The organism is Hyunsoonleella pacifica (assembly GCF_004310335.1).
In the GTDB taxonomy this organism is placed as follows: Bacteria; Bacteroidota; Bacteroidia; order Flavobacteriales; family Flavobacteriaceae; genus Jejuia; species Jejuia pacifica.
Window position 1 is genome coordinate 486,184 of the sequence record NZ_SIRS01000003.1, and the last position, 14,471, is coordinate 500,654.

The following is a 14,471-nucleotide window of genomic DNA, read 5'->3' on the forward strand; positions in this document are numbered from 1 at the left end:
CTTCATTTAAAGATTTTATGATTCTAAATTTATTTTTCTTTTTTACATTAGAAGAATGAATTTTCCACTGTACATAGCCAAACGTTATCTCCACTCTAAGAGCAGTAATAATGCTATTAACTTTATTACCATAATCGCATTAATAGGTGTGGTTTTAGGGGCAGCTTCCCTTTTTGTAGTACTTTCTGGTTTTGCAGGGTTAAAAGATTTTACACTTCAATTTTCAACCGTGGTAGACCCAGATATAAAAGCTGAAACTGTAATAGGTAAATCATTTATTTTAACAGAAGAGCAACGTAAAACAATTAGTAATATTGATGGTATTGCACTATACTCCGAAATTATAGAAGAACGTATTATAGTATACTCTGAGGGTAAAAACTATTTAGCAACTATAAAAGGCGTAGATAAAAATTTTAATAAAGTAAGCAGTATAGATTCTGTAATTCAGTATGGAAATTGGTTAGAGCAAAAAACCAATCAGGTTGTGGCAGGTTGGGGGGTGTCACAAAGCCTATCATTTGGTGTTTTAGACTATACAAAAGGTATCAACATCTATGTGCCAAAACCAGGAAAAGGACAAATAACTTCCACAAAAAATGCTTTTAATACCGTTAGAGCTATAAACGTTGGCATTTTTGATATTAATGAGAAGTTAAACGACACTTATGTGTATGCCTCTATAAGTTTAGCACGTAGATTATTAAACTATAAGCCTAATCAAATCTCAGCTATCGAATTTAAATTGAGTAAAGACGCTGACGAAACCGCAATAAAAGCTCAACTTCAAAATATTCTAGGCAACAAAGTAGCTATTAAAAACCGTGTACAACTAAACGATGCATTATACAAAATGCTTAACAGTGAAAACCTACTTATTTACCTGTTGCTTACGTTGGTTTCAGCACTACTCATATTCAATGTTATTGGATCCATCATCATGATGATTCTAGAAAAAAAACCATCACTAAATACACTCTATAATCTAGGTGTAACCATAAAAAATATGCGAAAAATCTTCTTCCTTCAAGGCTCTGCTATTACGCTTATCGGGTGTTGTATCGGACTATTGTTAGGGTTTCTAATCGTTCTTTTACAGCAAACTTTCGGGCTTGTTCCCATTACCCCAACATTAGCATACCCCGTAAGTATAAAATTAGAAAACTTCATTTTAGTATTTTTTACTATTTCAATTTTAGGTATATTTTCCTCTAAAATAAGTGCCACAAGGGTTACAGAAAAATTAGTTACAGGTAATTAGGTGTTTATGGGCAAGTTGCCATTTCAAAAAAAATGGCAAACAGGCTTTCACTACTCGCTCTCTTCGAGGAGCTCAAACATACCGTTCAATCCTTCTCGCAAGAGTTTCTAATAATTATTATATATTTCGAAAAAAAGTAATGCAAGACTACATCGCTTTTGCACAGAAAAAAAACATTGTTCTATTAGATACAGGGAAATGCCAATTTTGTGGCGCAAGCACCAAACGTGGTATTCACGAGTGTATAAAAATCTTTAACTTAGATATTGGAATAGATGTTTCTAAACTTCAAAATCATATTTTCAAATTTTTGATTGTTGATGCACATGCGTTACAGCACCCAGAAATCCATGGTAGATGGAGTAATCATTTTCATCTAACTCGATTACATCTAATAATTAAATATGATATAAATTGGACGTACAAAATGTCTTCAAAACTTAGCAATCATCTTAACATCTATAAATCAAAAAAACAACACGAAGTATTACTTCCTCCTGAAACTATGCAACGCGGTTTAATAACTTCAACAGACATATTAGAAAAACCAAAAAATCCATCTGAAACTAAAGAATGGGTAAAAAAGTGGGCATGGAGTACCTATGACTCTTGGAGTGCAAATCATAAGGTAGTTGATGTTATAGCACATCAATTTCTAAATAACTCCCTCTAATTTTTTTGTGTATTATCAGGCTTTAGTTAATTAAAATGTAGTTGCTCCATAGTTTTTTTCCTAATAGCATCCTTATGTACCGTAATACTTATGGCTTTTAAGCGCATATAGCTTTCACTAAAATATACATAGCCACCATTAGCATTTCTGGAGGCATCGGTGCCCCAACTGTTTTTTACTTTGTAGTATTTAGTGCCGTTTTGGTCTTTTAAAACACCTGTGATATGCATTAAATGATCGTCGGTAGTGGTGTAGTTTTCAAATTCATCTTGCCTGTATTCTTGGGTAATTTGCTTTTCAGGGTAAATAGCTTCTAAAGCCTTTTTGTTGTTTTCTGGATTTTCAGGAATAACAGCAACACCGTGTTTTGATGAAAATGTACGCTCGCTAACATCGCAGTCTAATTCTACTGTAAATCCGTTTTCCAAAGCATTATCAATAGTAGTCATCATTTGATCTAAAGGTACATTATAAAAACTACCATTGCTCCAGTTGTCAGGAATGTTCAAAATAAACTTTGAATAAAATGGTGCATGGGTAAATGAGGTAATATTCACATAATCTGACGGATTAATTTTTGTCATTTCTAAAAATGATTGAGGTGTATAAGTTTTGCCTTCATACACAAAAGTCTCAGGGTTTTCGCCAATATAAGTTGAGAGTACCGCATCAATCGCAGGTTTCCACTTCTTACTTAATTTTTTTCCTGGGTTATCTACATAAGTTTCCACCATACTGCGCAAAACTGCCGACAGTTCTGCATGATTATGGTTAGCTTCGTTAAACAACAAACCACTGTAAGCCGAATTTGGTACCAAACCATACTCCGTAACAGAATTCATCACATCGTGTGCTAATCCGCCCTCACTAAATTGTGCTTTCCCTTGACGCATTACAAAGTTTTCAGCCTTCTTGGGATAGGTGTTGCGTACAGTGTACATCTCTGATAAATCAATTTGCTTTCCTGTAAGTCTGATAATTTCAGATTCTAAAAATGAGGTGCTTGAAAAACTCCAGCACGTCCCTGTACGACCTTGGCTAATAACAGGTGTAGCATCTAAATCGATTACTTCAGTGAATTTATAAGCACCTTGAGCTTGAATAAAGCTTAATAAAAATATGGTTATTAAGAAAAAAAATAGGCGTTTTAACATAGCTAATCTATTTATATATTATTTAAAGCGTTTTTCGCCATCGTTTATTTCAATCCAATAGCCATCAGGATCTTGAATGTATATTTGTTGTACTTTATCAGGTCTTACTGATACTGAACCTTTATTCCCAGGCCAATCATAATAAGTAATTTCTAACATTTCTAAATGTTTGATAAATAAGGGTACATCTGCAGTAGTTAATGCTAAATGTACGCCTTTAGGTATCTGCAATTTTAAGTTTTCTACACTTATAATATGTAATTCTTGTTGGTCTCCCAATCGAAACCATCGTATATGAGGTTTTCCTGTACCATTATGAATTTCTTTTATCCCAAATACTGATTGATAAAAATCAACGCTACGTTGTAAATTTGAAACATTAATAGCGTAATGGTCTACAGAAAATTGCATCGTATTTTCTTGCGCCTGTACACTGTAATTACATGTAAGACTTATAAGTAAAATGAAAGTATAAAAGTGACGCATGAGTTCTGATTTTAATAGTATATAGTTGCACGACTAAATGTACTAAAGATATTTGTAAATCAGCTCTAAAAGTTTCTGGGCTTTGTTTACACCAAATCTATTCTGTAAACTGATAGTCCGCAAACTTTTCAAGTACCTCATCAAAAGTAGCAAATACATCTTCAGAGTGGTCGCTAGTTACCATTTTCATACGGTAATCTTTAAAATGTGGTATCCCTTTAAAGTAATTGGTATAGTGACGACGCGTTTCAAAAACACCTAATTTTTCGCCTTTCCAGTCAATAGACATTTGTAAATGCCTGCGTGCAGCTTCTACACGTTCTTCTAATGAAATAGGCGCTAAATGTTCTCCTGTCTTAAAAAAGTGCTTTACTTGTTTAAAAAACCAAGGGTTCCCAATACTAGCACGTCCAATCATGGCACCATCTAATCCGTAATTATCACGCATTTCAGCAGCCTTTTCAGGTGTATCTACATCGCCATTTCCAAATACAGGAATATGCATTCTAGGGTTGTTTTTTACGGCAGCAATCGGTTTCCAATCAGCACTACCTTTATACATCTGCGCTCGTGTACGCCCATGAATGGCAATAGATTTTATCCCCACATCTTGTAAACGTTCTGCGACCTCCACAATTTTTATAGAATCATGATCCCAACCTAAACGTGTTTTTACCGTAACTGGTAAATTAGTACGCTTTACCATTTCAGCAGTAAGCTTTTCCATCAAGCACACATCTTTTAAAATGCCTGCGCCCGCACCTTTGCTTACTACTTTTTTTACAGGACATCCAAAATTGATGTCGATAATATCTGGTTTAGAACGCTCCACAATATCAATGGTTTGGAGCATGCTGTCTAAATTAGCTCCAAAAATTTGAATCCCAACCGGACGCTCTTTTTCATAAATATCCAGCTTCATTACACTTTTTGCGGCGTTTCTAATCAAGCCTTCACTAGACACAAACTCGGTATACACCACATCTGCGCCCTGCTCTTTGCACAGTGCACGAAACGGCGGATCGCTAACATCTTCCATAGGTGCTAAAAGCAATGGGAATTCGCCCAATTCTATGTTGTCTATTTTTACCAAGTCATCAATTTTTCAGCAAAACTACTGCTTTTCTCTATATTTATAAAAAATTCAACTGTTGCAAATTCCTTTTGAACCCCAATTATTCGGTTATAACATAAACATTCACTTGGTTTTAGAGTATTTGGCGTTCTTTTTGGCGTTTCGCTATTATGTGGTATTACGCCGAAAAAGTAAAGACCATATTTCATCCAATAATCGTTTATCTATTATACTTGGAGCTGCTTTAGGCGCATTAATTGGTTCTCGCGTAGTTGGCATTTTAGAAAATCCTGCTTTTGAATGGTCGCAACACAATATAATTCAACTACTAAACACCAAAACCATTATGGGTGGATTATTTGGTGGGCTTTTGGGGGTTGAGCTTGCTAAAAAATATATTGGTGAAACCCAATCGTCTGGGGATTTGTTTGTATTTCCTATTATTTTGGGGATTTTTATTGGACGTATTGGCTGTTTTTTATCGGGCATTAATGAATTTACTTATGGTAAGGAAACCTGTTTTTTTACTGGTATAGATTTAGGTGATGGTGTATTGCGACACCCGACTTCTTTGTATGAACTGGTGTTTTTGGTTATGCTTTTCTTTGGTTTGAAGTGGCTTCAAAAACATCGCCAATTACCAAATGGCGACCTGTTTAAATGGTTTATGGTTCTCTACTTCGGATTTCGATTCTTCATTGAATTTTTAAAACCTAATGTGTTTTTTGTGTTTGGATTGAGTACGATTCAAATTTTATGCGTAGTTTGTTTCCTCTATTACAAAAAAACTTTGATATTTTATTCAAAATAAAAAACAATATCTATGGAAAACATATCAACTATACTATTGGCTGTAGTGCTCTTTTTAATTATTACGCTTCTATGGTGGAAGCTTACTAATAGGTACGTTAAAAAAATACATGGCAAAAAGATGTTTAATCAATGGGGAACCAGAATGTTTTACTGGACTGGCAGCATAATGGTTAGTGGACTTCTTACCGTATTCGTATTAAAGCTTTTTTAATAACAAAAAAGCTAGATTATATCATTTGCAAACATACCAGTGTTAGAGATTAAGTAAGGGAAGTCCCTCCTAACCCCTCCAAAGGATAGGAACTAAAACCTGTAAAACAAACCAATCCGAGTATTTCCCTCCTTTGGAGGGGTTAGGGGAGGCTTCAAAACTAAACTATGCCAACAAGAAAATATACGTATTACGATTTTACCCTGAGCTTGTGCCCTGAGTGTTTACAGCGTGTGGATGCGAAAATTGTGTTTGAAAATGAGAAGGTGTATATGCTGAAGCGTTGCGCGGCGCACGGGAATTCTAAGGTGTTGATTGCGGACGATATTGACTATTATAAAAACATACGGAACTACAATAAGCCGAGTGAAACGCCGTATACGTTTAACACGAAAACGCATTATGGGTGTCCGTATGATTGTGGGTTGTGTCCAGACCATGAGCAGCACTCCTGTCTTACGGTGGTTGAGGTTACGGATCGTTGTAATTTAACTTGCCCTACTTGCTATGCGGGGTCTTCGCCAACTTATGGGAGGCATCGTACTTTGGAAGAAGTCAAAGAGATGTTAGACACCATTGTGAAGAATGAAAAGGAACCTGATGTGGTGCAAATTTCGGGCGGGGAACCGACGATTCATCCACAGTTTTGGGACATTCTAGATTATGCAAAAGCGTTGCCTATTCGGCATTTAATGCTAAACACCAACGGGATAAAAATTGCCAAAGATTTTGAGTTTGCAAAGCGTTTAAAAACATACTCGCCCGATTTTGAGATCTATTTGCAGTTTGATTCTTTTGAAAATACCGTATTGCAAGAATTACGTGGTGCGGATTTATGGGATATTCGTGCGCAAGCTCTGGAAAATTTGAATTCGCTGAATTTGTCGACAACCTTGGTGGTAACACTTCAAAAAGGCTTGAACGACCATGGGATTGGAAAAATAATCAACTTTGCGCTACAACAAAAATGCGTGCGAGGGGTAACCTTTCAACCTACACAAATTGCAGGACGTTTGGATAATTTTAATCCCGAAACCGATAGGATGACGCTTACCGAAGTGCGCCGTAATATCATGGAGCAAACTGATATTTTTACCTCAGACGACTTATTGCCCGTGCCTTGTAATCCTGATGCTTTGGTTATGGGGTATGCTTTAAAATTGGATGGTGAGGTGTTTCCATTAACTCGCTATATCAACCCAAACGATTTGCTGGACAATAGTAAAAACACCATTATTTACGAGCAAGATGAGCAACTGCATGGGAAAATGATTGAACTGTTTAGTACAGGAAACTCCGTTGAAGTTGCCGAGGAAAACTTAAAAAGTATTATGTGTTGCCTACCAAATATTGATGCGCCAAACTTAGGGTATGATAATTTATTTCGTATTATTATCATGCAATTTATTGATGCTTACAATTTTGATGTGCGCGCTATAAAAAAATCCTGCGTACATATTGTAGATAAGAACAACAAGATTATTCCGTTTGAAACTATGAACTTGTTGTATCGGGATGATAATCGGGAGCGTTTAGAGAAACTCAAAAAAGAAAGCACATAAATTATGTTTTTAATTGAACTTGATGGTTTAGGACTCCTTATTTTATTATGGCTTTTTGTTGCCTTCGGAGTTCCTTTGATTCTGCTAATTATTGGAATTTCTTTGAGAAATAAAAACAAGAAAAAATCAAAAGGCCTTCTTATAGCTGCTGTGGTTTATATTTTAATTGGCTTAGGCATTTGTGGAAGTATGATGATTTAAAAAATTTCAATATGATTTTTCTTTTAAGCCCAAATATGGATTTTACAGGGTTGTTCATTATAATTTTGCTGATAATGTTTGGGCCTGCTATTTTATTGACAATTATTGGGTTCGCTGTTCGAGGTAAAAACAAAAAAGCAGCTAAGGTATTGTTTATTATTGCTGCTGTATATCTTATAATTAGCTTAGGTATCTGTGGTGCTTTGGTTGCGGATTTTTAATACCCATAGCCCGTAAACTCCTAAAATCAATTCTCCAACGGTTCCAAAAACATAGGCAAATGTTGGTGTGCCATCAAAAACTAAACTTAGCAATCTGCCAAAACCTAACCCTAGCATAAAAATCATGTTGCTTACTAAGGCTAGTTTTAGATACTTCTTTTGAAAAATTCCTAAAAGCCAAAGTATTGAAAAACCTAAATACAAGCCCATAATAGCTTTAAAGGCGTTTTGTTCATCAATAGTATTAAGTTGGATATTGAACTCTGAACTTGGACTAAAACCATACAAAAACGCAACAGGTACAACAATAATAACTGAAATTAAAAGGTGGATTTTGTTGATAAAATTAGTTTTACTTAATCCCATACCACTATGCGTTTTACATCAAAAATAATGAAGATTTTTTTGAGTAATATTTCAACGAGATTCACAGCGAAAAAACAGCTATATTTGCACCCTACATTTTAGGGTAAGATTACTATATGAAGCAGATTAGAAATTTTTGCATTATTGCGCATATTGATCATGGTAAGAGTACCCTTGCAGACCGTTTGCTAGACTATACAGGTTCGGTAACCGCAAGGGAAAAACAAGACCAATTATTAGATAATATGGATTTGGAGCGTGAACGTGGCATTACCATTAAAAGTCACGCCATACAAATGGATTATGAATATAAAGGCGAAAAATATGTTCTAAATCTGATTGATACTCCTGGACATGTGGATTTCTCGTATGAAGTTTCCCGTTCCATAGCTGCATGTGAAGGTGCGCTTTTAATTGTAGATGCTGCACAAAGTATACAGGCGCAAACCATTTCTAATTTATATCTGGCTTTAGAAAATGATTTGGAGATTATTCCTGTACTAAACAAAGTAGATTTACCAAGTGCAAATCCTGAAGAAGTTACCGATGATATTGTAGATTTACTAGGTTGCGATCCTGAAGAGGTAATTCACGCTAGTGGAAAAACAGGTTTTGGTGTTGATAACATTTTAGCAGCCATCATTGAGCGTGTTCCTGCCCCTGAAGGCGACCCAAATGCACCATTACAAGCCTTGATTTTTGATTCTGTTTACAATACGTTTAGAGGGATTGAAACTTACTTTAGAGTATTTAACGGAGAAATAAAAAAAGGGCAGCATATTAAATTTGTTGCTACTGATAAAGACTATTATGCAGATGAAATTGGTACTTTAAAGCTAAACCAAGTTGCAAAACAAACCGTAAAAGCAGGCGATGTTGGTTACCTAATTACAGGTATAAAAACAGCTAAAGAGGTAAAAGTAGGAGATACTATTACCGATTTTGCAAAACCCACACAGAATGTTGTTGAAGGGTTTGAAGATGTAAAACCTATGGTATTTGCTGGTATTTACCCTGTAGACACTGAGGATTATGAAGACTTACGTGCTTCTATGGAGAAACTACAATTAAATGATGCCTCTTTAGTGTTTCAACCAGAAAGCTCGGCAGCATTAGGGTTTGGTTTCCGTTGTGGATTTCTAGGGATGTTACACATGGAAATTATCCAAGAACGTTTGGAGCGTGAGTTTGATATGACGGTTATTACTACGGTACCAAACGTATCGTACCACGCATATACCAATAAAGCACCTGATGAGATCATCATTGTAAATAACCCATCTGATTTACCTGAACCTTCCACCTTAAATCGTGTTGAAGAACCATATATAAAAGCGACCATCATTACAAAATCTGATTTTGTGGGTAACGTCATGTCGTTATGTATTGAAAAACGTGGTATTATCACGAATCAAACCTATTTAACTACAGAGCGTGTAGAATTAATTTTTGAAATGCCTTTAGCTGAAATTGTTTTTGATTTTTATGATAGATTAAAAACCGTTTCTAAAGGTTATGCGTCTTTCGATTATCATCCGATAGGCATGAAACAGTCTAAATTAGTGCGTTTAGATATTTTATTAAATGCACAACCTGTTGATGCGCTTTCGGCTCTAATTCATGCTGAAAATGCGCAGACCATTGGTAAAAAAATGTGCGAGAAGTTAAAAGAGTTAATACCTCGTCAGCAATTTGATATACCTATTCAAGCGGCCATTGGTGCTAAAATTATATCTCGTGAAACAGTAAAAGCACTTCGTAAAGATGTTACTGCTAAATGTTACGGTGGTGATATTTCACGTAAACGTAAACTTTTAGAGAAACAGAAAAAAGGTAAAAAACGTATGCGACAAGTAGGTAATGTAGAAATACCTCAGCAGGCATTTATGGCGGTATTGAAGTTGAATGATTAGCCACAGAATTTAACTGATACGTTCGTTAGAGATTGAGACATTTGTTGAAGCTCTCCGACTTAGGAGGTAGTGCCTTCCGGCGGGCAGGCATCCAAAAAAACTATTGTTCTAACCACTTTCTAAAATCAGAAGTTGTAGAAGAACTTGTCATTACTTTCTCTTTTACATGAGTCATTTTTATAAGTAACCTATTTTTGAAATGGCTTTCTATATTGTCAATATAATCGATATTTATAATTTCGCTACGATTGATTTTAAAAAATTTTGTGGGCTGCAATTGTTGATGTATTGCTCCTAAATTTTGAGAAATAGTGTGCCTCTTACCTTTGTTATCTGTTGCAATACAAAAATCTCCTGAGGCTTCGATTAGGTTAATTTCTGAAACGTTTAGCAACTGAATGCCTTTTGCTTTTTTGATAACAAAACGCTTTTTATAATTAGTGCTTTCTTCTTTTAAAGCTGATTTTAATTCTGTGATGGTTTGTTGATTTAGTGTATTGTAATCGCCTTGTTTAAATAATGCTTGGTATTTTTCTATGGCCTTTTTAAAGTCTAATTTGGTATAGGGTTTTAAAATATAAGCTATACCGTTAGTATTAAAGGCTTGGAATAAATACTCATCATGGGCTGAACAAAATATAATTGGAGAGGTTATGTTTGTTTCGTTATACAAATCGAACGAAATACCATCTAAAAGTTGAATATCAGATAATATAAAATCGTATTTGTTTTTTTGAAGAAAGGCTTTCCCATCTTTATTAGAGCGTGCCCAATCGTGCGCCACATCAGTTTCAAAATATTCGTTTACAAAGGCTTGTAATTTTTTGTATGCTGGTATTTCGTCTTCTAAAATTAAAATTTTCATCTGTTTAAAAAATTAGGCAATAAGCTTAATAATAGGAATAGAAATAGTGTATTCTTTATCTGTGTTTATGATGATAACTTCTTTATCAGATAGTAATAAATAACGCGTTTTTAAATTCTCTAAACCTGTACCGAAAGATTCGTTTTTTGGTTTTGCATTCGTTTTTGTATTGGTTACTTTTAAAACATCATCTTCAATACTAATATGCGTTTTAATGCTTTTTTCGTTTTGGGGCTTGTTATGTTTAACAACATTTTCAAGAAGTGTTTGTATAGCTCCTGTTGGGATAAATTTATCCTCAATTGGTGTTTTAATATCTAAACGAAAATCATAGTCATTTTCAAAACGCGTTTTTATTAAAAACATATAGTTTTCAGCCAGTTCTATTTCTTTAGAAAGTTCCATGACCTCTGCATCCTTGGTTTGAATAAGGTATCGGTATATTAAGGATAATCTATTTATGTATTCTTTAGCTTTTTCTGTATTACTATCTATTAAAGAATCTAGTGTGTTTAGGTTATTAAATAGAAAATGAGGGTCTATTTGCGAGCGCAATAATTTCAACTCGTTTTCTTTTTGTTGCTTTTCTATTTTCAAATATTGGTTTTGCCCTTCATAAAACTTTTTGGTAAGGAATAGCGCAAAAGGAAAGGCTGTTTGTTCAGATCCTATATTTATCATACGAATTATAAAATTTAACCCTTTAGGGTATTTATTCCAGTCGTTATTACCAGACCAAAATCCCACGGTGTACTCAAACGCAGTGAAAATTATAAGTGTTAATACGCCTAGTATCGCAAAAAGTAAGTACTTCTTTTTATTATTTACAAACCTTGGAATTAACCAAAAAACAAATATGAAAATAGTACAGAAAATAGCGATAAACTGTGCTGGAAAATCAACCAAATATTCTATTAGAAAAGCATCTCTGTTATAATATTCTATGCCTTGAATGGTAAAAGACACAAAGAAATATACTGCCAGAACTATAAAATCAGAGCTGTTTAATTTTGTATTCATAAAACAACTAAGGTATTAATTATTATCCTCAATTCTATCTTGTTCTTCTCTAGATGAGTTTCTTCTACTTTTCTTTTTCCCAAATTTAGAACCAAAACTGTAGGCTACTCTTAACTGCACATTTTGCCTGGAACCATTAGCCTCAATATCAGCATCAATATTATCATAATTAACAGTGCCCACAAAACCTCTGTTCAATACCTTATTGATACCTAAATTTACTTTTAATCTATCGTCCATAAACTTTTTACCAAAGGAGAAGCTTAAATCGCCAATCCACCCTACATCTATTTGCCCTTCTAAAGCACCTGAACCAAAGTAGCTAGACATTTCTGCGTTTATTTCCCAAGGCAATTTGTAGCTTGCTTGCGTGTACCAACCAATATTCCATTTAGAGAGTTCTAATTGCGGATCTAAATCAAAAGACATAAACTCATTGTAGTCTACTATAAAACCACTAAAACCTTCTATGCCCTTTATGAAATCTAGCGGACCAAACAGTCTAAAATTCCAATTTCTTCGTTCTGATAAATTAATTGTAGTACGATTTACTTGTGCGGTTGCATCATCCTGCGAAATAAACAAAAATAAATCGTCTTTGGTTTCGCTATAAGCTATGGTAAAAAACGGTTGACTATCGAACGTTAAATTAAACTGATAATTATTAGTAAACGATGGTTTTAAATTTGGATTTCCTACCTCTGATGTTAGGGGATCGTAAAATTGTATAAATGAATTTAAACTGTTATATGAAGGTCTTCTTATGCGGTTACTGTAAGCTATGTTAGCTCCTAAATTGTCATTTATATTTCTACTTATAGATGCACTTGGGAAAAATCTTGTGATTTTTCGTGTTCTACTATCGTTAGCGTTTGTTGAAATACCCTCTGTATTACTGTCTTCAAAGCGGACACCTCCCGAGAAAGACCACTTTCCAAATTCTACGTTTAACTTAGTGTAAAGCGCAAAAATAGTTTCATTTATTAAAAAACGGTTACTATTAGTTTCTTGGAACTCAAACACACCAGTAGCATTGTTTTCGGTAAACGCTTGCAAATCACTATCTGTGTCTACATCTGCTAGTTTACTTCCAAAACTTAATTTTAAATTATCTGAAAATGTTCTGATATAATCTATTTTATATGTGTTAATTGTAAACTTACCATCTTGTAAATAACGCTGGTTGACAAAAGGTACTGTATTGCCTGTACCTGCTAAAACCTCATCAGTATTCTTGTTTGTAAAGCTTACATAGTTAAAGTCTGCTATTAACTTATGCCCCTCTGTTTTAAATTCGTAGTAAGGATTGATGTTTAATGTGCGTCGTTCTCTATCAAAAGTGTTTCGAGACACTAACATTTCATTAAAACTTGGGGAAGATATTGCAGTGTTACTTCTAGATACTCTCTCTGAATTAGTACTGATATAGCGTGTGCTAAAACCTATAGAATGTTTGTCGTTTAAATAGTAATCTAAACCTCCACCAAATCTTAGGGTTTTAGGATCGTAAGGCTCTATAGTAGCTTGATCGTATACGGTTAATTCTTGCGTGTTTGGATCTTCAATACGCCGTGTTATAAATAAGTCTTCTCGCCATGTTGGACTGGACTGACCAACGCTTGCCTGCCAATTTAATTTGTTTTTATAACTGGCAATAGAAAAACTTGTACCATGTTCAATACCTTCATCTTCTCCAATCCATGCATTTACACTTCCATGGGTTCCTAAACGTACATTTCTCTTTAATATAATATTGATAATGGGACCAGAGCCTTCTGCATCAAATTCTGCTCCTGGTTGTTCTATGAGTTCTACTTTGGCAATGTTGTCGGCTGGTAAATCTCGTAGCAAGGTTCTCATATCCATATAATCGGTTGTTTTACCATTTATTAAAATCCTCACATCACTACGTCCAGCAAAGTTAATCCCATTATTGGTAACTAATAGCCCAGGAACACGTTTAATAACGTCTTCTAGATTGGAATTAATCATTTCAGACTTTTCTAGATCTACCACAAGTTTTTCTGCGGTTTGCCTAATTACAGGGCGTTTGCTTTTAACAACCACTTCATTTAAAACTTGTGTTTCTTCTTCTAAAACAAAATCTAGAGTTTTATCACTTTGCAATTCAAAAACTTCTGATTTATTGGTTTTAAAACCTAATGTGGATACTTCTATGTAGTATTTACCATTTGCAACGTCTTCAAAAAGATAAATACCTTTTTCATTAGATATTACCCCTGTAACCACATCATTTGTTTTTGTATTGTATAGTATAACATTGGCAAATTCTAAAACACGATTATCTGGCTCTTTAATTGTGCCGGAAATCGTGTTTTGAGCATTACCAACATAAATGCTTACTAAAAGCATTAAAATAAAATGGATAGTTGTTTTCATAATTGTTCGTTTTTTGATAATGTAAAACTCCTTAAAAAGACAGTATTAAAGAATCCCTTTTTTTTAAAATGGGCGAAAAAAGGGATGAATTGGTTGTTTTTTACTTTAATGAAATTTATAATTACGTATCTGTTGGTATCTAAATCATTAGATTACTGATGGGAAAATTCTAATGAGAAATTCAAGAAATAGGTGTTTTGATAAGCCTGCTATGATTAATATCATTAACTTTTTTGTATATTTCTTGGTG

Annotated in this window: 14 protein-coding genes; 7 read left to right on the forward strand and 7 right to left on the reverse strand. The window is 34.3% G+C overall.

Translation table 11 applies throughout. From position 1 onward, the window contains the following. The first annotated feature begins 55 nt into the window (after positions 1-55). Both EYD46_RS08345 and EYD46_RS08350 read left to right on the forward strand, forming a co-directional pair. Positions 56-1,261 carry an ABC transporter permease gene (locus EYD46_RS08345; RefSeq protein WP_130936616.1) on the forward strand — a complete coding sequence of 402 codons (1,206 nt, stop codon included), beginning with the start codon at positions 56-58 and terminating at the stop codon, positions 1,259-1,261. 139 nt (positions 1,262-1,400) lie between these two features. Then, on the forward strand, positions 1,401-1,934 hold the full coding sequence (locus EYD46_RS08350) for a DUF5946 family protein (protein ID WP_130936617.1): 534 nt from the start codon (positions 1,401-1,403) through the stop codon (positions 1,932-1,934). A 26-nt stretch (positions 1,935-1,960) separates the two neighbouring features. Here the strand turns inward: EYD46_RS08350 and EYD46_RS08355 are convergent, their stop codons facing one another. The 3 genes from EYD46_RS08355 to dusB all read right to left on the reverse strand — a co-directional run bounded on the left by EYD46_RS08355 (position 1,961) and on the right by dusB (position 4,667). Further along, positions 1,961-3,088, reverse strand: coding sequence for a C1 family peptidase (locus tag EYD46_RS08355; protein WP_130936618.1), 1,128 nt, complete (start codon positions 3,086-3,088; stop codon positions 1,961-1,963). An 18-nt stretch (positions 3,089-3,106) separates the two neighbouring features. Continuing rightward, positions 3,107-3,574 carry a VOC family protein gene (locus EYD46_RS08360; protein ID WP_130936619.1) on the reverse strand — a complete coding sequence of 156 codons (468 nt, stop codon included), beginning with the start codon at positions 3,572-3,574 and terminating at the stop codon, positions 3,107-3,109. Positions 3,575-3,671: 97 nt separating this feature from the next. Next, positions 3,672-4,667, reverse strand: a complete 996-nt coding sequence (gene dusB, locus EYD46_RS08365) for a tRNA dihydrouridine synthase DusB (RefSeq protein ID WP_130936620.1) — start codon at positions 4,665-4,667, stop codon at positions 3,672-3,674. A gap of 58 nt (positions 4,668-4,725) precedes the next feature. On the opposite strand from dusB, the gene EYD46_RS08370 reads away from it, so the two are divergent. The 4 genes from EYD46_RS08370 to EYD46_RS08385 all read left to right on the forward strand — a co-directional run bounded on the left by EYD46_RS08370 (position 4,726) and on the right by EYD46_RS08385 (position 7,436). Next, the gene (locus tag EYD46_RS08370) at positions 4,726-5,460 is read left to right on the forward strand and encodes a prolipoprotein diacylglyceryl transferase (RefSeq protein ID WP_130936621.1); all 735 of its coding nucleotides are present in this window, start codon (positions 4,726-4,728) and stop codon (positions 5,458-5,460) included. Positions 5,461-5,472: 12 nt separating this feature from the next. Continuing rightward, positions 5,473-5,673, forward strand: coding sequence for a hypothetical protein (locus EYD46_RS08375; RefSeq protein WP_130936622.1), 201 nt, complete (start codon positions 5,473-5,475; stop codon positions 5,671-5,673). 167 nt (positions 5,674-5,840) lie between these two features. Next, on the forward strand, positions 5,841-7,235 hold the full coding sequence (locus EYD46_RS08380; RefSeq protein WP_130936623.1) for a radical SAM protein: 1,395 nt from the start codon (positions 5,841-5,843) through the stop codon (positions 7,233-7,235). A gap of 3 nt (positions 7,236-7,238) precedes the next feature. After that, complete coding sequence (locus EYD46_RS08385; RefSeq protein ID WP_130936624.1) at positions 7,239-7,436, forward strand: hypothetical protein; 198 nt, start codon at positions 7,239-7,241, stop codon at positions 7,434-7,436. 185 nt (positions 7,437-7,621) lie between these two features. Here EYD46_RS08385 and EYD46_RS08395 read toward each other — a convergent pair whose 3' ends face one another. Then, positions 7,622-8,023 (reverse strand): DUF4345 domain-containing protein, encoded by a 402-nt coding sequence (locus EYD46_RS08395; RefSeq protein WP_130936626.1) that lies wholly within the window; start codon positions 8,021-8,023, stop codon positions 7,622-7,624. A gap of 116 nt (positions 8,024-8,139) precedes the next feature. Between EYD46_RS08395 and lepA the strand changes: the two genes are divergently transcribed. Then, positions 8,140-9,936: a translation elongation factor 4 gene (gene lepA, locus EYD46_RS08400; RefSeq protein ID WP_130936627.1), complete on the forward strand. Its 1,797-nt coding sequence runs from the start codon at positions 8,140-8,142 to the stop codon at positions 9,934-9,936. Positions 9,937-10,036: 100 nt separating this feature from the next. Here the strand turns inward: lepA and EYD46_RS08405 are convergent, their stop codons facing one another. Genes EYD46_RS08405 through EYD46_RS08415 form a run of 3 tightly spaced genes read right to left on the reverse strand, consistent with a single transcriptional unit; the run spans position 10,037 to position 14,221 of the window. Then, complete coding sequence (locus EYD46_RS08405) at positions 10,037-10,801, reverse strand: LytR/AlgR family response regulator transcription factor (RefSeq protein WP_130936628.1); 765 nt, start codon at positions 10,799-10,801, stop codon at positions 10,037-10,039. Between the two features lie 12 nt (positions 10,802-10,813). Next, positions 10,814-11,821 (reverse strand): sensor histidine kinase, encoded by a 1,008-nt coding sequence (locus EYD46_RS08410; protein WP_130936629.1) that lies wholly within the window; start codon positions 11,819-11,821, stop codon positions 10,814-10,816. Between the two features lie 15 nt (positions 11,822-11,836). Further along, complete coding sequence (locus EYD46_RS08415) at positions 11,837-14,221, reverse strand: TonB-dependent receptor domain-containing protein (RefSeq protein ID WP_174719898.1); 2,385 nt, start codon at positions 14,219-14,221, stop codon at positions 11,837-11,839. Positions 14,222-14,471 lie beyond the last annotated feature (250 nt).

Bases quoted from the DNA above. Each gene is read 5' to 3' on its own strand.
- EYD46_RS08345 (WP_130936616.1), top strand. From the start codon at position 56: ATGAATTTTCCACTGTACATAGCCAAACGTTATCTCCACTCTAAGAGC.
- EYD46_RS08350 (WP_130936617.1), top strand. From the start codon at position 1,401: ATGCAAGACTACATCGCTTTTGCACAGAAAAAAAACATTGTTCTATTA.
- EYD46_RS08355 (WP_130936618.1), bottom strand. From the start codon at position 3,088: ATGTTAAAACGCCTATTTTTTTTCTTAATAACCATATTTTTATTAAGC.
- EYD46_RS08360 (WP_130936619.1), bottom strand. From the start codon at position 3,574: ATGCGTCACTTTTATACTTTCATTTTACTTATAAGTCTTACATGTAAT.
- EYD46_RS08375 (WP_130936622.1), top strand. From the start codon at position 5,473: ATGGAAAACATATCAACTATACTATTGGCTGTAGTGCTCTTTTTAATT.
- EYD46_RS08380 (WP_130936623.1), top strand. From the start codon at position 5,841: ATGCCAACAAGAAAATATACGTATTACGATTTTACCCTGAGCTTGTGC.
- EYD46_RS08385 (WP_130936624.1), top strand. From the start codon at position 7,239: ATGTTTTTAATTGAACTTGATGGTTTAGGACTCCTTATTTTATTATGG.
- EYD46_RS08395 (WP_130936626.1), bottom strand. From the start codon at position 8,023: ATGGGATTAAGTAAAACTAATTTTATCAACAAAATCCACCTTTTAATT.
- lepA (WP_130936627.1), top strand. From the start codon at position 8,140: ATGAAGCAGATTAGAAATTTTTGCATTATTGCGCATATTGATCATGGT.
- EYD46_RS08405 (WP_130936628.1), bottom strand. From the start codon at position 10,801: ATGAAAATTTTAATTTTAGAAGACGAAATACCAGCATACAAAAAATTA.
- EYD46_RS08410 (WP_130936629.1), bottom strand. From the start codon at position 11,821: ATGAATACAAAATTAAACAGCTCTGATTTTATAGTTCTGGCAGTATAT.
- EYD46_RS08415 (WP_174719898.1), bottom strand. From the start codon at position 14,221: ATGAAAACAACTATCCATTTTATTTTAATGCTTTTAGTAAGCATTTAT.